17 protein-coding genes are annotated in these 20334 nt (G+C 38.5%); 9 read left to right on the top strand and 8 right to left on the bottom strand.

All coding sequences use genetic code 11. The features are described from left to right. The first annotated feature begins 9 nt into the window (after positions 1–9). The 5 genes from GVK91_RS17455 to GVK91_RS17435 all read left to right on the top strand — a co-directional run bounded on the left by GVK91_RS17455 (position 10) and on the right by GVK91_RS17435 (position 7801). Positions 10–324, top strand: a complete 315-nt coding sequence (locus GVK91_RS17455; RefSeq protein WP_182983273.1) for a hypothetical protein — start codon at positions 10–12, stop codon at positions 322–324. Between the two features lie 183 nt (positions 325–507). Beyond that, positions 508–3231, top strand: a complete 2724-nt coding sequence (locus GVK91_RS17450) for an outer membrane beta-barrel protein (protein WP_153845993.1) — start codon at positions 508–510, stop codon at positions 3229–3231. Positions 3232–3249: 18 nt separating this feature from the next. After that, positions 3250–4038: a GLPGLI family protein gene (locus tag GVK91_RS17445; RefSeq protein WP_153845992.1), complete on the top strand. Its 789-nt coding sequence runs from the start codon at positions 3250–3252 to the stop codon at positions 4036–4038. A 252-nt stretch (positions 4039–4290) separates the two neighbouring features. Further along, positions 4291–7008 (top strand): outer membrane beta-barrel protein, encoded by a 2718-nt coding sequence (locus tag GVK91_RS17440; RefSeq protein ID WP_159730490.1) that lies wholly within the window; start codon positions 4291–4293, stop codon positions 7006–7008. Between the two features lies 1 nt (position 7009). Further along, a complete protein-coding gene (locus tag GVK91_RS17435) occupies positions 7010–7801 on the top strand; it encodes a GLPGLI family protein (RefSeq protein WP_153847225.1) in 792 nt (263 codons plus the stop codon). 59 nt (positions 7802–7860) lie between these two features. On the opposite strand, the gene GVK91_RS17430 is transcribed toward GVK91_RS17435, so the two are convergent. Continuing rightward, positions 7861–8040, bottom strand: a complete 180-nt coding sequence (locus GVK91_RS17430) for a histone H1 (RefSeq protein ID WP_153847224.1) — start codon at positions 8038–8040, stop codon at positions 7861–7863. A 118-nt stretch (positions 8041–8158) separates the two neighbouring features. After that, positions 8159–10297 carry a S46 family peptidase gene (locus GVK91_RS17425; RefSeq protein ID WP_159730488.1) on the bottom strand — a complete coding sequence of 713 codons (2139 nt, stop codon included), beginning with the start codon at positions 10295–10297 and terminating at the stop codon, positions 8159–8161. A 176-nt stretch (positions 10298–10473) separates the two neighbouring features. Here GVK91_RS17425 and GVK91_RS17420 point away from each other — a divergent pair, with 176 nt between their 5' ends. The 4 genes from GVK91_RS17420 (at position 10474) to GVK91_RS17405 (ending at position 12986) form a co-directional block, all read left to right on the top strand. Continuing rightward, on the top strand, positions 10474–11844 hold the full coding sequence (locus GVK91_RS17420; RefSeq protein WP_153847222.1) for a DEAD/DEAH box helicase: 1371 nt from the start codon (positions 10474–10476) through the stop codon (positions 11842–11844). A 6-nt stretch (positions 11845–11850) separates the two neighbouring features. Then, entirely contained in the window at positions 11851–12096 is a 246-nt protein-coding gene (locus tag GVK91_RS17415; RefSeq protein WP_075991115.1) for a hypothetical protein, read from the top strand. Between the two features lie 104 nt (positions 12097–12200). Further along, positions 12201–12551, top strand: a complete 351-nt coding sequence (gldC, locus tag GVK91_RS17410) for a gliding motility protein GldC (protein WP_088160288.1) — start codon at positions 12201–12203, stop codon at positions 12549–12551. A 27-nt stretch (positions 12552–12578) separates the two neighbouring features. After that, on the top strand, positions 12579–12986 hold the full coding sequence (locus tag GVK91_RS17405; RefSeq protein ID WP_075991117.1) for an EVE domain-containing protein: 408 nt from the start codon (positions 12579–12581) through the stop codon (positions 12984–12986). Positions 12987–13096: 110 nt separating this feature from the next. On the opposite strand, the gene GVK91_RS17400 is transcribed toward GVK91_RS17405, so the two are convergent. The 6 genes from GVK91_RS17400 to ileS all read right to left on the bottom strand — a co-directional run bounded on the left by GVK91_RS17400 (position 13097) and on the right by ileS (position 20278). Next, complete coding sequence (locus GVK91_RS17400) at positions 13097–13624, bottom strand: acyl-CoA thioesterase (RefSeq protein ID WP_046674180.1); 528 nt, start codon at positions 13622–13624, stop codon at positions 13097–13099. A 14-nt stretch (positions 13625–13638) separates the two neighbouring features. Continuing rightward, the gene (locus GVK91_RS17395) at positions 13639–14553 is read right to left on the bottom strand and encodes an NAD(P)-dependent oxidoreductase (RefSeq protein ID WP_153847221.1); all 915 of its coding nucleotides are present in this window, start codon (positions 14551–14553) and stop codon (positions 13639–13641) included. Between the two features lie 181 nt (positions 14554–14734). Next, positions 14735–15679 carry a M20/M25/M40 family metallo-hydrolase gene (locus GVK91_RS17390; RefSeq protein WP_075991119.1) on the bottom strand — a complete coding sequence of 315 codons (945 nt, stop codon included), beginning with the start codon at positions 15677–15679 and terminating at the stop codon, positions 14735–14737. Positions 15680–15768: 89 nt separating this feature from the next. Further along, a complete protein-coding gene (locus tag GVK91_RS17385) occupies positions 15769–16419 on the bottom strand; it encodes a lipoprotein signal peptidase (protein WP_075991120.1) in 651 nt (216 codons plus the stop codon). 55 nt (positions 16420–16474) lie between these two features. Continuing rightward, positions 16475–16861 carry a TraR/DksA C4-type zinc finger protein gene (locus GVK91_RS17380; RefSeq protein WP_046674049.1) on the bottom strand — a complete coding sequence of 129 codons (387 nt, stop codon included), beginning with the start codon at positions 16859–16861 and terminating at the stop codon, positions 16475–16477. Between the two features lie 3 nt (positions 16862–16864). Next, entirely contained in the window at positions 16865–20278 is a 3414-nt protein-coding gene (gene ileS, locus GVK91_RS17375; RefSeq protein WP_159730486.1) for an isoleucine--tRNA ligase, read from the bottom strand. Positions 20279–20334: the final 56 nt, after the last annotated feature.

Genomic DNA, 20334 nt, shown 5'->3' with positions numbered 1-20334 from the left:
GTTATGCAAATGAGTAAAATAGAAATGCCATTTGACGATTTTGAACAACGTATCATGAACGGTATCGCTGCGCTCGAGAAAGATAAAGAGAAAGCCCTGTCAAATAAAAAGTATGCGATTACATTTTTTCTTCTTGGGACTGTTTGTGGCATGATGTTCAATAATTATCTGATGGCCAAAATTCAAGTTGCAGACATAGCCCCGGATCTTAAAAATTATAGTGCGATTGGTGGCCAGTTATCTTTTGCTGTTTTGATATGCTTTTTCTGTCTTCAGTTGTGGCGTTTGATCAATATGCAACAGAAGAGGGACTATCAAGCATAGTGAAGATCTTTTGTATGAATACATCGGATCTGAGCTTCTGTAAAAAGGACCTCTTATTTTGCTCGAATGGGGAACTATGAACCAAAATCCGTTTTTTAAGAAATAAAATTAAATTTACTGTAACAAAACATTGGCTTTATCTACTAATGTTATATTGATATTAATTTACTATCCAACAATTTTATGAAAAGAGTTTTACAAATTCTCTTATTTTTCATTTTTGCTATTCCTGGTTTGGCTTCGGGTCAATCCAAGATTGCTGGAAAAATAAGTGATGTAAAGGACCAACTAAAGTTATCAGACGCAACAGTTATGCTGTTGACCGCTAAAGATTCCATATTAACAGGCTTTACGAGATCTGACGAAAATGGTCTGTTTTCCTTAGCCAAGCCCGATACAGGAGCTTACGTGCTGATTGTGAGTTATCCCAAGTATGGCGATTTTTATACGGAGATTCAATCTGGTGTGGATTACTCCAAATTGGCTATTGGTCTAACAAATACAGCCACATTATTACAAGAAGTCATCGTTACTGGACGCATCCCAATTACAATTAAAGGTGATACCACAGAATATGATGCCGGCAGTTTTAAAGTTGAGAAGAATGCCAAGGTTGAAGACCTGTTGAAAGCTTTGCCTGGCATCACGGTTGATGCATCTGGAAAGATTACTGCACAAGGTAAAACAGTCAAAAAAGTATTGGTAGACGGTGAGGAATTTTTCGGTGATGATCCGACACTGGTGACACGAAATATCCGATCGGATATGGTGGATAAAGTTCAGGTTTACGAGAAAAAATCTGAGCAGGCAGAGCGAACAGGAGTGGATGATGGTCAGCGTGAGCAAACGATCAATGTAAAGCTAAAAGAAGGCTCTAAAAATGGCATGTTCGGAAAAGCGCTTCTTGGCGGTGGAACCGACGACTACTATATGGGGCAATTGATGTTGAACAAGTTTAAGGGATCGCAGAAAATATCAGTTTATGGGCTTTTCGGTAATAATGGTACCACGAGCATGAACTGGCAGGATGCACAAAAGTATGGTGGTGATTCAGGTGTGTCCTATGGTGATGATGGATCGATGAGCTGGTCTAATTTTACGGATCCTTTTTCTGGGCAAGGGGTTATCGGTGTACCTAAGGCTATAAATTCGGGCGTTAACTTCTCGGATAAATTTGATAAAGATAAACATACAGTCAACATTAACTATAAATATGGAAGATTGAGCAGTGATGGAAATGATGAAACGATTATGACCGGTTTGATCAATAACAAATCAGTGAAGAATGTAGATTCTGAAAATGACCAGCATCGTGCCAATCTGAAATATGATCTGAAATTAGATTCGTTAAATCTCTTAACCATACGAGGGGGGGCATCAAGAAAGAATCTTTGGTCAGATAACAAGCGTGAAGCTTACCAATTTGGCCAAAAATCAGATACAACCATTGCTGAGAATACACGCGAATTGGTGAAAAATAACATCAACGAGTTCAATTTTAGTACTTATTTTACGCATAAATTCAAGAAAAAGGGACGTTCTTTTACATTTGATGGTCAATGGAAAAGAAATGAGATGAAAGGTACTGGACATTTGAATTCCGACCTGCGAAATTATAGCTTAAAAACAGATTCAACTACAGATCAAAGTAAGGTACGTAACAATACAAGTGATGTGCTAAGCGCTTCAATTTCCTATACCGAACCCTTATCCAAAATTTGGAACCTTGTTGTGGGAACAGGAATTGAGCAAAGTAATAGTAGTTCCATTGTGGAGTCTTTCAATATTGATGGAGAGGGAAATTATACTCAATTGGATCGTCGTTTCAGTAATAACTATGATTTTGATAGAAGCAGCAATAGGTACAAATTGGCCATAGTTCATACAACTGAAAAATTTAAGTTCACTGTGGCTAATAATTTCAATAATGACAAATTGAAACAGTTCAATAACTATACAAGCGAGGGGATTACAAGAAGTTACTTTACGTATAATCCAAATGTAAGTGCAGGCTATTCCTTTACAAAAACTAAGGGGTTATGGATGAACTATACCGGCAAAAATCAATTGCCTTCTTTGAGCCAGATCCAACCGATCTTGGATAACTCAGACCAGATTAATCGCTATTTGGGAAATGAAAACTTAAAACCATCGTTTAGAAACTCATTAAATCTGAACTATAATTCGTTCCGTGTTTTGACCGGGAATTACGTTTATGTCGGCGGTAATATTTCTACCGAAAAGAACCCGATTACGCAGAATATTGATACCCTAAAAGGAATCAATACATATACTTGGAATAATGTTGATGGTAAGACAAATACTTCCCTGAACGTATGGTCTGGAGTTTATTTCAAGCTGAGCAAAAAACTTGGCCTTTCCAACTCGCCACAGTTTTATGTGAATATGAGTGATAATTATAATATGTTCAATCACCAGTTGAATAAAGTAAATACGACGAACTTTAATTTTACGTATAATTTCAAAAGAGATACCAAGACAGGTTTAAATTTTGACCTGAACTTTAGTCCACAATATCGTTTGATGAAATCAAGTTTGGAACGCAATACCAACAGTAATGGTTTTGTATTCGCTTCCAACGGAAGTGTGGAGTATTTTTTCAACAAAACATTTAAGGTTTATACCAATTATACCTACTCCTACGAGGCGGCCACCAAAGCTTTTGATGAGAAGTTTGAGCAGTTTTTGTTGCATCCGGGTGTAAGCAAGAAATTCCTGAAAAATGAATCGTTGGTGTTGGATTTTATGATCAACGATGTTCTTAACCAAAACAAAGGCTTTAGTCGTTCGGCATCGACTTCTGTCTTTACGCAACGTCGATATGATACGATACGCAGATATTATATGCTTAAACTATCATGGGATTTTACAAAAATGTTTTTATAAAATATTAAGCGAAATACAATGTTAAAATATATCTTTTTTATCTTCTTCTGTTGTTCAGCCTTAGGTCTTAAAGCACAGTATACGTTGTTTGGTCGATCGGGAACTATTTCCTACGATAAGACGATGTATATGAAGAACATCGTAAGTAAAAAATTCATCGCTAAGGCCGATGATAACTCAAAACAGTTTTTTGAGCGTATAATACCGAGATTACCAGAAAGTGCCGTGTTAAAGAAGTCAATGAAATTCAATACCACGGAGACTTTGTTCGAGTCGGTAAAAGACGAGAGCCTGGATGCAGAGATTAAGCAGTATATTATGATGCTTGCGCTAGACTTTGATGCAGCAACACTTTCAAATATGTCTAACCGATCTTTTTTGAGATACAATGATATTGTAGGTGAAAAAATTATCGTTCAGGATTCCATGAAACGTGTCAAATGGAAAATCACAGATGAATACCGTGAGATCGCTGGCTACAATTGCAGGAGAGCCAATGGTATTACACCGGACTCCATTTATGTCATTGGATATTACTGCAATGAAATTCCTATTAGTGGTGGCCCAGAGTCCATCAATGGTCTTCCGGGAATGATTTTAGGCTTGGTCGTACCTAGTCAGCACGTTTCCTATTTTGCAACAAAAGTCGAACTCAGCAACACAGTTGTGATGGACAAAAAGAAATTTGAGAATACAAAGGTAAAACGAATGACAAGAAAGGCCATGACAGATCAGATTACAGGTGTGCTGTCTCAACACATGAATAAAGAAACTGTTCAATTTATTATGGAACTTGGCAATTTATAAAAATCACAGCATGCTGTTCACACAATATGTTGTGTATTTCTAACTGTTTAGATAAAAAAGCTCTTCAAAAGAAGAGCTTTTTTTATGGTTTTTAATTTGTATTGTGCTGTTAAACAGTTTTTTGTGTTGTTTTTTAATGTCTTTTTATTACGTGTATTTTTTTTGAGATAAACTTAAATTAACTGAAACAAAATATTAGTTTTGTGCACGAATGTTATTATTTATATAATTATATACTATCCAAACCATATTATGAAAAGAGTGGGGCAACTACTTTTACTTATTTTATTCTGTTTATGCGGAATAGTTCATGCTCAATCCCGGATTGAAGGAAAAATCAGTGATGTAAAAGATCAGCTTAAGCTGCATAATGCAACAATTATGTTGTTAACAGCCAAAGATTCCATTTTGACCAATTTTGCCCGTTCGGATGAAAATGGTAAGTTCTCTCTTGAGCGGCCTGATACTGGACAATATTTTATCATTGTCACCTATCCGAAGTATGGTGAATATTACGCGGAGATCTTGCCAGGGCAGCATTACAATAACATGTCTATTGGAATGACCAGCAGCACAACCTTGCTGGAGGAAGTCATTGTTATGGGACGGGTGCCTATTAGTATCAAGGGCGATACAACGGAATATGATGCCGGAAGTTTTAAAGTGGAAAAAAACGCTAAAGTTGAAGATTTGTTGAAAGTCTTACCTGGGATTACCGTCGATGCCTCTGGAAAAATTACTGCCCAAGGAAAAACAGTAAAGAAAATGCTTGTTGACGGGGAGGAGTTCTTTGGTGACGATCCCATTTTAGTAAGCCGGAATATTCGTTCTGATATGGTTGATAAAATTCAGGTCTATGAAAAGAAGTCTGATAAGGCTGAGAAAACAGGAATTGATGATGGTGAACGTACACAGACAATCAACGTGAAGCTAAAAGAGGAAGCGAGACGCGGAATATTCGGCAAAGTAGATGTCGGTGGAGGTAGTGATAAGTTCTACGCTGGACAGGGCTTTTTGAACTATTTTAATCAATCGTTTAAAGCTTCGGCTTATTTGATTGCAAGTAATACCGGCAAGAGCGGGCTCAGTTATGAGGAGGTATCAAGCATGGGGGGTGATTACGATAGAGGCGATAATTTTAATGGTGAAGGTATTCCTAAGTCCTTGAATACGGGATTTCTATATTCAGATAAAACCGCTAACAAAAAACATGCTTGGCGGATCGACTATAAGCATATCCGGTCTGATGTTGATTTGGATCGCAACGTGTTCACGCGAAATGCGGCACGCGACACGATATTGACTAGCAATAGCAGCACATTGGCGTCAAATGAGAACAGAAAGCATAATATTGGTTTGAAATATGAATTTAAGGTCGATTCCATGTCGGATTTAACGGTTTGGGCAGGTGCAAACAAAAGACATGATAATAGTTCTTCAGAGACACAATCAACTACTGTAAATCAATTTGATCAAAAGATCAACGATAACATGCGAAAGTTTAAGAACGATTCTAGATCCGAACAGTATAATGCCTCTGCACTCTATGTAAGACGTTTTAAAAAGAAAGGCCGTTCGTTATCATTCAACTATTTTACATCGGGCAATAAACAGGATGGTGAGCAAGATTTGTTTTCTAAACTTAGATTTTACAAATTAGGGAATGTTGAAAGAGATTCGACTCTCGACCAGAAGAAATTTGTGAAAAATAGCTCTTTTTCCACGGGGGGTGAATTTGCTTATTCCGAACCGATTTCAAAAAAGATTATCCTTTCTTTCGAATATGGATTGAATTTCAACAGAAATAACAACGCAGTTAGGTCTTTCGATAAAAATCAGAATACCGGTAGTTTTGATAGACTAGATAGTTTGTATAGCAATGATTTCTTATACAAAACGACAAAAAACACGTATAATCTTGCTATTAATTACAAGCCTCTGGAAAAGTTGGTGGTCAATGTCTCGAATAAGTTCGAGAACAGTAATCTGTCGCAATTAAACCGCATGGAGAATTCGAGACTCTCACGATCATTTTTTGTGTATAATCCGGTGGTTGATGTTAATTATGAAATACAGAAAAATAAATCGATCAATCTAGAATATCAGGGTACCAATGGTTTGCCCTCTTTAAATCAGATCCAGCCACTCCGGTCGAATTTGGACCCTTTGAATGAATATCTAGGTAACGAAAATTTGAAACCATCCTACACCAATAATTTGAATCTAAGCTTTAGAACGTATTCCGTATTGGAAGATAAGTTTATAGGTATCTTTTTAAGTGCATCACGTACAAACAATGCTTTAGTGCAAAATACAACGATTGATTCATTGGGTAAGACGACATTTGTTTGGGGAAATTTGAATCATAATAGCAATAATCAAATTAGCATCAGGCCAATGTATTACGGCAAATTATGGAAAAAAATTCAATTGAGACATGGTGGCGGTCCATCGGTATCTTTCAGCAACAATTATAACTATGTCAATACTGTTTTGGCGAATGCCAAAGTGCAGCGTTATGGGATGAATTATAGTCTACAGCGATCGACAACCAAAGGCTTGGACTTTGGTATTGAATTGTCTCCAGGCTATCTTATACAAGACAATTCCATTGGTGCAATGGAAGATAGTAAGGGATTTACGTTTTCATCTGAGGGAAACCTAAAGTACTTTCTTCCGGCTAAATTTATTGTGCGGGCAGATTTTAGCTACAATTATCAGGCTCCTACAGCGGTGTACAGTAAAAAATTTGAACGATTTGTGCTGAGTCCCGCATTATCAAAAAAATTCCGAAAAGATGAAAAGCTTGAATTGACCTTTATGGTTAATGACCTCCTCAAACAGAATGTGGGTTTTGACAGAAGTCAAAACGGGACACTACTGACCGAACGCCGATACAACACAATCAGCAGATATTATATGGTTAAGCTCACTTGGGAAATAAATAAAATGCTCGTAAAATCGAAATAAAATGAAAGATATCAAAAATTTACTCGTCCTATTGCTGTTCTTTTTCTGGGGAGCCACAGCTTTTGGACAATATGCTTATTTTCCTACGCAAGGAACAATTACCTATGACAAAACCGTGTTTCTTAAAAACCTGCTCAAACGCTATGCAACATATGCAAAAGACGAGGATACACGTAACTCCATCAAAGAAATGATCGGGCAGATTCCCGAAAACCAGGTGTTGAAAAAGAAACTGACATTTTCCAATGATGAGGTCCTCTATGAGCATATTGCTGAAGAGTATTCGGACGTTGTTAGCGGGCTGATGCGGTCTGGTATTTTTGAGTCTGGGATAAGTGGCTACCAAAATTTGAAGAGTAAAGCATTTAATTCTGTCTTTGAGTTAGGGGGGGAACGGGTTGTCGTGGCAGATTCGACATTAAAGATCAAGTGGAAAATCACGAATGAATACCGTGAAATCGCAGGTTACCCCTGCCGTAGGGCCAATGGACTTGTATTGGATTCCATCTATGCCGTTGCTTTTTATACGGATCAAATCCCTGTTTCGGGAGGTCCTTCGGCCTTTAATGGACTACCGGGGATGATTCTTGGTTTGGCGGTTCCAGAGCTGCATTACAATATGTTTGCAACGAAGGTGGAGTTGGGAGCCGTAAACCCTTCATCGGCTACCTTGTTAAAGAAGAAAGATAGACCCTTGACAAGGCAGCAGGTTTATGATAAACTGAAGGCCTCTTTCGGTGATTACCTGGGTATTAAGATTTACAATTTGGTGATAGCCTGTACATTTCTGTAAAAACCAACAAAAAAGGCCTTTCATTTGAAAGGCCTTTTTTATGTTTAACTTCGAAAAAACTATTTTCCGTCGTTTTTCTTAGAAGTAACTTCGTTACGAAGTTCTTGTGCTAAGGTTTTGATTTCTTGTAATCCTTTACGTACACGTGTACCAGCTGCAGAATTACCATTGTTGAAGAACTTGTCTGCATCAGCTTCGATAGAAGCTACTAACTCTTTTAATTTTACGTAGTTTTCCATTTTTTTATAATTATAATTTTAGTTTTTATGGTTTTTCCTAAACACTCCTTAAATATACAAAAACGAATCAAATAGAAAATAAATTTCGTTTTTTTTTATCGAAAAAGCTTAAAAAAAACTATTCAACAATCTTAAGTTCGTCAATAATGTTGGTTGCTCCTGCAAATTTATCGATGATAAATAACACATATCGGATATCAACTGAAATTGTACGTTGTAGCTTGTGGTCGAAGATCACATCACCAGCCATAGCTTCAATATTACCATCAAAAGCTAGGCCAATTAATTCACCGTTGCCATTTATTACGGGTGAACCTGAGTTTCCGCCTGTTATGTCGTTGTCACTTAGGAAGTTCACTGGTAGATATCCTTTCTTGTCTGCATAACGACCATAGTCCTTATTATTGTACAGATCCATCAAACGTTGTGGTAAATCAAACTCTTCGTCGCCCTTTTTGTACTTCGCAATAGTACCTTTTAACGTTGTGTAAAAGTTTTTGTCTGCATCGTTACGGGGATCTTGTGGTAGGCCCTTGATCGAACCGTAACTTAAACGTAACGTACTGTTCGCATCTGGATAGAATTTGCCTTTTGGATTCGAAGCCAATACCCCAGCGACATATTTACGATAAGCACCTTCAAATTTGTCATCTTGTGTTTTCCAGCTAGGATCTACTTGACGGTATCTGTTAAGTAAGGCCGAAGAAAGTTTATACAATGGGTCATTGGCTAAAATTTCAGCGTTAGGGGTCTCCAGGTAATTGTTCAAACGTTCAGCAGAAGCGAAGATGCTGTTCTTCACAGATTCTTTGACATAAGCCGTAAAGTCACCGTTATTTTTAGCAGCCAATTCTGCAATATATGGCGCAATATTTCCTGCTTTTTTAGCATAAAGATTCAATTCGTCAATCAATACTTGCTCTTCAAGCGGCATGTACATTTTTTCATAACCTGCATCGATGGCAGATTTTAAACGAGGAAGAATAGCATTTCTTCTTGCTTCATCTCCAGCAGTATATACTTCTAAACCTGATCCAATTGTGTTCGGTAAAGCTGCAATTGCACTAGAACGCAACATACCCATTAAATAGTTGTCATGTCTAGCTTTCTCGTTTGTCGAAGCATAAAATTCGTTGATTGTTTTGATGACGTCACCGTATTCTGCTTTGTTTGCAGCTTTATTTGCCCATTTGTCAAATTTAGCTTCGTCTTTTGCTTTAGATTCTGCAGTTTTATGTAATGTCAAAGCATCAATCATTCCTTGACGGTTTTTCCAGTAGTTAGCTACCTGAGAGTATTTTGAAGCATAGTTCAATTTTACAGCTTGGTCTTGATCCATGAATTTTTTCATGGCATCCATACCTGTTTTAGAAGCTTCTACCCAAGCTGGATAAGCGAATTTAACATTCTGATTGATTCCTCCAGCAGGCATCCAACGATTGGTACGACCTGGATAGCCTAAGATCATCGCGAAATCTCCTTCTTGAACACCTTTTAAGCTGACAGGTAGGAAATGTTTAGGTTTCAAAGGGACATTTTCTTGTGCATACTCTGCTGGATTACCATTTTTATCAGCGTAAACTCGGAAAATTGAGAAATCTCCCGTATGACGTGGCCATTCCCAGTTATCCGTATCACCGCCAAATTTTCCAATGCTATTTGGGGGTGTTCCCACCAAACGGACATCATTGTAATCTTGGTATACAAAATAATAATACTCATTGCCTTGGTAGAACGATTTTACTTCAACCACATACTTACCATTTTCGCTATTCTCTTTTTGAATTTTGGCAATTTCAGCGGCAATGATTTTTTTTCGTTCATCTTCAGCCATTTTGTTGTTGACCAAACCTAAGATTCGTTTTGAAACATCATCCATGCGCACAAAAAAGCGAACCGACAAAGATTTAGGTTTTAACTCTTCATTTTTGGATTTGGCCCAGAAACCATTTGTTAAATGATCATTTTCTGGTGTAGAAAGTTCAGCAATAGCACCATATCCACAGTGATGGTTGGTGAATACCAAGCCTTGATCAGAAACGATCTCAGCAGTACAGCCACCATTGAATTGTACGATTGCATCTTTTAAGCTAGAGTGGTTAATGCTGTAGATTTCTTCGGCACTTAAGCGAAGCCCTTTTTTCTGCATATCTGACTCATTCAGACGCTTTAGATACATTAAAAACCACATTCCCTCATCGGCAAATGCAGCAAAGCTTGTTGTGATGAACAACAAACACATCCATAATTTTTTCATATCAACCTGATAAAAAGTTTGTTTATACAGTACAAAAATGCTTTAATTCTCTTAAAAACCAAAATATTAGACTTTATAATATGCTTTTTACCAATTTTTATGTCAATTGAAAGTAAATGTGTGCCGTATTGGTTGTCAAGGAAAGTCAAATGGACTCTTTTCCTTATCTTTGCAAGATGCAGCAATCATTTGAAAATTTTAAATTCAATAAACAGATCTTAAATGCGATAGCGGAGGCGGGGTATCAACAACCGACAGAGATCCAAGAAAAGGCAATTACTCCAATATTGGCCGGGCAGGATGTGATGGGAATCGCTCAGACGGGAACTGGAAAAACCGCGGCATTCGTGTTGCCCATGTTGATGAAGTTAAAGTATGCTCAGGGAAATGATGCGCGTGCGTTGATTTTGACACCAACGAGAGAATTGGCCATGCAGATCGAAGAAAATATTAAGCTGTTTTCTACTTACCTTGATTTGCGTTCAGTGGTACTTTATGGTGGATTAGGACCAAAAACTCAGATAGAAATACTCGAAAAAGGAGTGGATATTATTGTGGCAACTCCAGGTCGATTTTTAGACTTGTACCTCGAAGGGCACATTGTTGTCAAATCACTCAAATTTTTGGTCTTGGACGAGGCCGATAAGATGATGGATATGGGTTTTATTAGTAAGATCCATCGTGTACTTGAAATCGTACCACGCAAACGTCAGAACTTATTGTTCTCAGCAACAATGAGTGAGCTTGTTCGCAAAATTGCAGGTGATTTCTTAGCATTTCCGACCGTTATTGAGGTGTCGGAACAAGCTACACCAGCAAAAACGGTGAGTCAGGCATTGTATGTTGTACCCAACCAAAAGACAAAATTGAATTTGCTTCAACATCTCTTGCAAGATGATGAAGCGTTTAGCCGATTGATTGTTTTCTGTAAGACAAAGCAGGTAGCAGACAATGTTTTCCACTTTTTGGAACGTAAATATGGTAAAGATGAGGTTCGTGTTATTCATGCCAATAAGGGGCAGAATACACGTATCAACTCCATCAATGCGTTTAAGGAAGGGAATATTCGTATTTTGGTCGCAACGGATGTGGCGGCGCGAGGACTTGACGTTTCTAATGTAAGCCATGTGATCAACTTTGAAGTACCTATTGTTATAGAAGATTATGTGCATCGTATTGGACGTACCGGGCGAGCTTTCAATGAGGGAGATGCTATCACGTTCTGTAATGATGCCGAGAAATATTATGTTCGCAAAATCGAAAAATTGATCAAGCAAAGTATACCTGTCTACGCACTACCAGAGGATGTCTTTATAGAGAAAACACCCTATCATGAAAAACAGGATATTGCGCGCGAGATTGATAATCAAAAACGAAAAGATGATCCAGATTTCCAAGGTGCTTTTCACGAAAAGAAATACGTTATCAAACAGAAAGAAGTGCGGGAGGCACAACGAGCTTCCGGATTTAAACCAAAAGCAAAAAGTAAAAGTAAGTCTGCAGGTGGAAAATCGGGAGGAACAAATCGCAATTTTAAAAAACGTTAATTTATTGTGCGCTTTACACCACTAAATATCGCTAGTGCATGCCTTGTTGCCTGGTTTGTTATGGAAAACCCCAATGATGAAAAGGCTTTATTTACTTGGGGCGCATTTATCCTATTGTTGTTGATATTGACCGTCATTGATATTGTATTTAGGGTCTTTGTAAAGCCAAATAAAAAAATGTGGTTATTACAATTGGCATTTTTGGTAGTCGTTTGTGTCACCAGTTTAATTGTCAAAGTAACCTTTGGGTAAGAGGTAAAATTAAAAATAAAGACGAGTTAGGTTGTGAATCGATGGCAAATATAGTTCCTGTTTCAAAAAACATAGCTCAATATAAATAGCTCAATAATATTAAAATGAAAAAAGCTGAAATAAAATTACAGGTAGAGTTAGATGAAAACAACGTGCCTGAAAATATCATGTGGTCTTCTACAGATGGAAATAATGCGGAGGAATTACCTGCAAAAGCGATGTTTTTAGCCCTATGGGATTCACATTATAAAAATTCAATGCGTATTGACCTTTGGACTAAAGATATGCCCTACGATGAGATGAAGCGTTTTTTCTATGAAACGCTCCAAACATTGGGCGACTCTTTTATCCGTTCTTCAGGCGGTGATCCAATGGCAGAAAAAGTTATTGGCGACTTGCGTGATTACTGTGCGCATTTTGCAGATAAAATGGAAGTTTTAATGCCACAACAATAGTTTTTAACGCTTAACAGAAATTTGACCATGCAATACTTCTTAGTAAAATCTGAACCATTTAAATATAGCTGGGAACAATTTAATAAAGATGGCCGTACATTTTGGGATGGCGTTCGTAATTATCAAGCTAGGAATAATATCAAAGCTATGAAAGAAGGGGATCTGGTCCTGTTCTACCATAGCAATGAAGGAAAAGAAGTTGTGGGGGTGGCGAAAGTCGTCAAGGAATTTTATCAAGATCCGACAACAGATGATGAGCGTTGGGTCGTTGTGGATCTGGCACCTGTAGAGACGCTGAAGAAATCCGTTACGTTGGAAACTATCAAGGCTGATGAGCAGTTGCAGGATATCGCTTTGGTCAGACAAGGACGTTTGTCTGTAATGCCTTTGAAGCCAGAAGAATTTGATCGAATTTTAGCGCTTGGTAACGCGTAAGCTACCGCGAATAAATCAACCCAGTATATGGGGATATAAATCAAAAAGGGAAAACGATCGTTTTCCCTTTTTTAGTATTTACACAGTACGTAAGTCATGAACATCAAGCATTAGTTCTTTTGGCTAAAAAGACTGACCAGCGCTTTTAATTTTTTTGCATTTTCAGGCTTTAATTTCCCCGCGAGAATAAGGCGCAGTTCTCTTCGTTGTAATGCATCCTCGTAAGCTTTGTGTTCTATATCTGTTTCCGGAATTAATACAGGCACAGCTTTAGGATTGTTATCCGCATCAACAGCAACAAAGGTGTAATAAGCTTCGTTGGTTTTTACACGGGTGCCTTCCGGTAAATTAGACGCGAAAATTTCCATACGTACTTCCAAAGAACTATTAAACGCACGCGTTACCTGAGCTTGTATCGTGACGACCTCACCAAGTTTAATGGAGCGCTTAAAAGATACATTGTCGACTGATACTGTTACGACGACATTGCTACAGTGTTTTTGAGCAGCAATAGCTGAACAGATATCCATCCAATACAATAAACGGCCACCCATCAAATTCCCAAAAGTATTTGTGTCGTTGGGTAATACCAATTCGTTCATCTCAGTGTATGACTCTCGCGCAAATTTCTCTATCATATCATTATTTGTCATTATCGTCCAAACGTTTTGAATTGATTATCTATGATTGCCAAAGAATCCATAAATGACGTCGGCACATAACCCAATTCAGCGTTAGATCTAGTCAGATCAAAGCCTGTCTGCCGTGGCCTGTTCTCCGCCTGTCCAATGCTGGCAGCACTGATCTCCGAAATCAATCCTTTATCTAGTTGCCAGTAGTCTGCAATTTTGTAGACAGCCTCATTGATCGACATTAACTCTGCTCCCGAAATATGAAATATTCCCTGCGCTTTTCGGTCAATAGCGAGTTGGCAAGCATAAGCTAAATCATCCACAAAGGTAGGCATTCTCCATTGGTCATTGACTACTTTTATGGGTTCATTTTGCGACAACTTACTTTTAGCCCATAATACTAGATTCGAACGATTGGGGTCAGCATTGATCCCATAGACTAATATCGTGCGAAGGATAGCATAATTGCAGCTGGACCGCACAAGCACTTGTTCGGAAGCGTATTTACTCTTCCCATATTCACTTTGCGGATTGGGGAGATCTGTTTCATCATAAGGCGCATTTTTTTTGCCATCAAATACAAAGTCTGTAGATAAGTGGATCAGTTGGGTCTGATGTGCAGTACAGTAGGAAGCCAAATAGGCTACGAGATCGACGTTAAGCGATTGACATGCTGCTTGATCTGCTTCACAAGCTTCCACACTTGTCATGGCTGCTGTATGTACAATTGCATCAAAAGTTTGTGCAGATAAAAAATCTGTCAGTTTTTCCCGATCCGATAGGTCTACTTGAAAGAAAGCATAATCCACTTGATTCGGGTTGCGATTTGGACCCTTTGAAATGGCAACAACATCATATTGGTCATTTTTAGCAAGTAAATCAACGACTTTTTGGCCAAGGAATCCATTGGATCCTGTCACTAGAATTTTTTTCATCAACAATAATTAAATGATATCCAAGCACCTGTTTATAAAGACTCGTTTGCAGGGTCTTAAGTGTGCTGTTTAGTTTATTCGTGTATGTCTACAAACTAATTTACTAATCTCTGTTATAGCATTTGAGCATATAAAAGCTAGATTATCACATGCTGTTAGACACAAATCCGCCTTTTTTGTTTTAGTTGGTCCATATAAAATCCATTTTACTGGATTGTTTCATGATATTTTCAACTACTGTTTTTTCTAGATCTAAAATGGACTTTAAAGCGTTATAATCAATTTTATCGGCATCATCGGTCGGCATATGGTAGTCTGGGTGTCCACCAGTATGGAAAAACAACACCGGTATATTCTTTTTGTAGAATGAAGTTTGGTCAGATCCGCCGTTGCCATCCTTGCTAAGATTAAATTTTATAGGTGCCTGAACATCTTTGAATATAGCTGGCCATTGACTACTTGTTCCATAGCCGATTACAGCAAGGCCATTGCTGGGATTATAGCGGCCGATCATATCCATATTGAGCATGGCTGTGATTTTCTCCAATGGTAGAGTAGGGTGTTCCGTAAAATATTTGGAACCAACTAATCCCAATTCTTCCGCCCCGAAAGCAATAAACAATAAGTTGTAGGGTTCTTTTTCATTGTTGCTGCTAAAGTAACGTGCGAGCTCCAATAAACCAGCCGTACCAGAGGCATTATCGTCGGCTCCATTGTGGATTTTGCCTACTCCTAAGGAATCTTTTGAACTTCCTTGACGACCTGTTCCCAAGTGATCGTAATGTGCACCTATAACAACTGTTAAGTCTGCACCATTGTCAATAAATCCAATGATATTATCTGCATTGCGAATGCTGTCTGCAACTTTTACTTTCCAGACTTTGGCTTTGAAGGATTGGCGGTATCCTTTTTCACCTTTAGGCTCAAGTTTGTATTTTTTGAATTCCTTTTCAATATAATCTGCAGCTTTAAATACTTCCTTACTGCCCGTTCCTCGTCCCTGCATTTTGTCGTCGGCGAGGTAATAGATATGTTTCTTTAAGTTAGAAACTTCGATCTGCTGTGCCTGCGCTATTTGGATTCCTAGTAGGCAGCAAAATGTCAGAAGTAGGCTAATGTTTTTCATGCTAATAGTAGAGTTTAGATAGTTGTATTGGGTTATATGTGCAAAAAAATAAAAGCCTTGGGATTAACAAGGCTTTCAAGGATATTTCGTTAATCTTCAACGATTTCACTGTGGATGCTGGATTTCTCTTCTTTTTCTGTTTTGAAATACCGTTTTTGAAATAACAGGATCAAAACCACCCCAACAGAAATTGCCGAGTCGGCAATATTGAATACAGGTCGGAAGAAGAGGAACTCTTCACCGCCCCAAAAGGGCACCCAAGAAGGGAAGTTGCCTTGAATTAATGGGAAATAAAGCATATCGACTACTTTTCCGTGCAGGAAGGAAGAATAACCACCACCTGCTGGGAATAAACTCGCTTTATCATACCAGGTACTTTCACTAAAGATGACACCATAAAAAGCAGAATCGATGATATTTCCTAAGGCACCGGCAAGAATTAGGGCAACATTTAAGATGAATCCACGGTTATACTTATTTTTGATCATGTAATGTAGGCCGTATCCAATACCAGCTACGGCTAAAATACGAAATACCGTCAAAAATAATTTTCCATAATCACCGCCAAATTCCATACCATAGGCCATTCCATTGTTTTCAATAAAATGAATCTGGAAAAATTTGCCCAATACATGGTGGCTTTGTCCAATTGTCATTGTGAGCTTAACCCATATTTTTGACAATTGATCTATTAAAAGTATCGCTACGATGAGCGCGATCGGTTTCGTATAACCCTTCATTGTGTTATAAAAATGGTCCTTGCCTAAGCAAAGACCATATATTTAATGCCTAAAATTAATATTGTTTGTTTTTCGCTTCGATGCTCAACGTTGTATGTGGAACAGCTTTCAAACGTTCTTTTTGAATCAGTTTTCCTGTTTCTCTACAGATACCATACGTTTTGTTCTCGATGCGCACCAACGCCGCTTCTAGGTTGTCGATAAATTTCTTTTGACGAGCAGCCAATTGATTTGTTTGCTCTTTTTCTAAAGTAGCTGAACCGTCTTCCAATGTCTTGTACGTTCCAGCAGTATCGTCGGTACCATTAGCATTACTGTTATTAAGCGTTGCGGTCAACGAGGAAAGCTCTTCTTTTGCTATTCTAAGCTTGTCCAAGATAATATCTTTGAATTCTTGTAATTCTGAATCGCTATAGCGTGTTTTCTCGTTGTTGTTTGCCATAATTTAATTTTTTTGGATTAATGCCTTAAGTTCTTTGCCATCGATCTCGATGGTCTCTCCTTCAGTTAGTGAATCTTCAAATACCAATGAATCGGCCAGAATTTCGGTGCAAATATACGATAAATTTTCGTTGGCAGCATTAACCACTTCTGAAGCAGCTGTTAACTTTACGTTAATTCTATCAGTGACTTCTAATCCTTTATCCTTCCTTAGATTTTGTAGGCGGTTGATCAATTCTCTTGACAAACCTTCTTTTTTCAATTCTTCGGTGATATGTACATCTAATGCTACGGTCAATTTACCTAGATTCGCTACTTGCCATCCTTCAACGTCTTCTGCTATAATTTCTACATCGCTCAGTAAAATCGTATATGGCGTGCCTGCTAGGGCCAATTCGCCTGTTGATTCCAACGTGCTGATTTGATCTATAGTCAACGATTGGATAGACGAAGAAACTAACTTCATATCCTTACCAACTTTCGCGCCAAGAGCTTTGAAATTTGGTTTTATTTTTTTCTTAATAATACCAGTGGTATCTGTAATGAACTCGATATCTTTGATATTGGTCTCAGAAAGTATCAGATCTTTTACTTTCTCTACCTTTTCTTGGAAAGCACTATCCAGTACTGGAACCAAAATTTTATTTAATGGTTGACGTACATTGATGGAAGTTTTCTTCCGTAAAGAAAGTGTCAGCGATGAGATATCCTGCGCTAAAGCCATACGTTCTTCCAGATCTTTATCGACTAGACTTTCATTATAAACCGGGAAATTCGCCAGGTGAACAGATTCAACTTGTTCCTTGTTCGTGGCTGAATTCAAATCCAGGAATAATCTATCCGAGAAGAAAGGTGATATTGGCGACATCAATTTCGCAATCGTATCAAGACATGTATAAAGTGTTTGATAGGCCGAAATTTTATCTTCTGAATAATCTCCTTTCCAGAAACGACGACGGCAAAGACGGACATACCAGTTGCTGAGATGTTCATCAACAAAGTTTTGAATAGCGCGCGCGGCCTTTGTAGGCTCGTAATCCGCTAAGTATTCGTCTACTTCCTTGGTCAACGAATTTAACAAGGAGATAATCCAACGGTCAATTTCAGGACGTTTTTCCAAAGCAATATCTGGTTCTGAATAAGAGAACTTATCGATATTGGCATACAATGCAAAAAAAGCGTAGGTATTATATAAAGTACCAAAGAATTTACGGCGGACTTCATCCAATCCTTCCATATTGAATTTAAGGTTGTCCCATGGTGCCGCATTACTGATCATGTACCAGCGTGTTGCATCAGCACTGTATTGATCGATCGTCGAGAATGGATCAACACCATTGCCTAGGCGTTTGGACATCTTATTTCCATTTTTATCCAATACCAAGCCATTGGAAACCACGTTTTTGAAGGAAACCGATTTGTACATCATTGTAGAAATCGCATGTAAGGTGAAAAACCAACCCCGTGTTTGATCAACCCCTTCAGCGATAAAGTCTGCCGGGTATGCGTGATCGAATCCAGCTTTAAAAGGAAACTCTTCGCCTTTGGCTAATTTTTCGTGATCCAATCCCCATTGTGCATAAGGCATTGCGCCCGAATCAAACCAGACGTCTATCAGATCAGGTTCGCGGAATAACTTTTGTCCGGCATCAGAAACAAGAACGATATCGTCCACATATGGACGGTGAAGATCAAGTTGCTCGGTGTCGAATTTATCCAAGTAAGCTTTATTCTTCGCTTTTTCATCGTCAGACAAAACGTCTGAGGTCAAAGAAGCTTCCAATAAGGACTTTAATTCAGGTAAGGAGCCGATACAAACTTCTTCATTTTCGTCTTCTGAACGCCAGATAGGAAGTGGAGTTCCCCAATAACGCGAACGCGAAAGGTTCCAGTCTACCAAGTTTTCTAGCCAGTTTCCGAAGCGGCCGGTACCGGTTGCTTCAGGTTTCCAGTTGATGGTTTTATTTAATGCAACCAAATCTTCCTTCACTGCTGTTGTGCGGATAAACCAGCTATCTAATGGATAGTATAGAACAGGTTTGTCGGTACGCCAACAATGTGGATAGGTATGCTCATATTTTTTGACATCGAAAGCTTTGTTGTCCTCTTTCAGTTTGATAGAGATCAACACGTCTGTAGGTTTGAAGTCTTCTTTTGAACGTTCCTCAGCGCTGTAATATTCCTCTTTGACAAATCTTCCGGCAAAATCTGTGATTTCACTTACAAAACGTCCAGTACGGTCAACAGTAGGTACCTCTTTTCCATTTTCATCTTTCACCAAGATGCCCGGTACACCATGTTCTTTTGCTACACGAAAGTCATCCGCACCATAAGTAGGAGCAGCGTGGACGATACCGGTACCGTCTTCAGTCGTAACAAAGTCGCCTGGAATAACGCGGAAAGCATTTTCTTGTAAGTCCTCGTTGGTGATATAAGGCAACAATTGCTCATAGCGCAAGCCAACAAGTTCTTCGCCTACAAATTCTGTTGCAAGCTCCCAAGGAATTACTTTGTCGCCCAATTTATAGTCTTGGAAGGATGCATTTTCTCCTTCCGCTTTAAAATGTTTGCTGATCAAATCTTTCGCTAATACGACAGATACAGGAGCACCGGTATATTTATTGAAAGTTCGGATCTTAACATAATTTATTTTCTTGCCTACAACCAAGGCTGTGTTGGACGGTAAAGTCCATGGCGTGGTCGTCCAGGCAATGAATGCTACATCCTCCGCATCGTCGTCAACTAATTTTTCTATAGCTGGATGAAGCTGACTTTTGATAAGTCTAAACTCTGCAACGATGGTGGTATCTTTAACATCTTTATAGGTGCCGGGCTGGTTAAGTTCATGCGAACTCAATCCTGTACCTGCTGCCGGAGAGTAAGGTTGTATCGTATAACCCTTGTACAAAAGACCTTTTTTGTAAAGTTCTTTCAATAAATACCATAAGGTTTCGATGTATTCATTCTTGTAAGTAATATAAGGATGTTCAAGGTCAACCCAATAGCCCATTTTGGTGGTTAGGTCATTCCATACATCGGTATATTTCATTACCTCCTTGCGACAAGCGTCATTATATTGTTCTACGGTAATCTTTTTGCCGATATCCTCTTTTGTGATTCCAAGAGCTTTTTCGACAGCAAGTTCAATGGGCAGACCATGGGTATCCCAGCCGCCTTTTCGTTTCACTTGGTAACCTTTCAAAGTCTTGTAACGACAGAAAATATCCTTAATCGTACGTGCCATCACGTGGTGAATTCCAGGCATTCCATTTGCAGAAGGCGGACCTTCAAAAAATGTATAGGTCTTGCTTTCAGGACGATTATTGATACTTTTTTCGAATATTTTTTCCTGTTCCCAACGGGTCAAAATCTCTTTACCTATCTCGGGTAAATTTAACTGCTTATATTCTTTGTACATCAGACTGTTGTATGCTTCTTTTCTAAAGGTCGCTAATTTAGTGATTTATGATGGAA

It is taken from the genome of Sphingobacterium sp. 18053, assembly GCF_902706145.1.
In the GTDB taxonomy this organism is placed as follows: domain Bacteria; phylum Bacteroidota; class Bacteroidia; order Sphingobacteriales; family Sphingobacteriaceae; genus Sphingobacterium; species Sphingobacterium paramultivorum.
The sequence above is the reverse complement of the archived record's forward strand: the minus strand, read 5'-3'. Positions and strand labels throughout refer to the sequence as shown.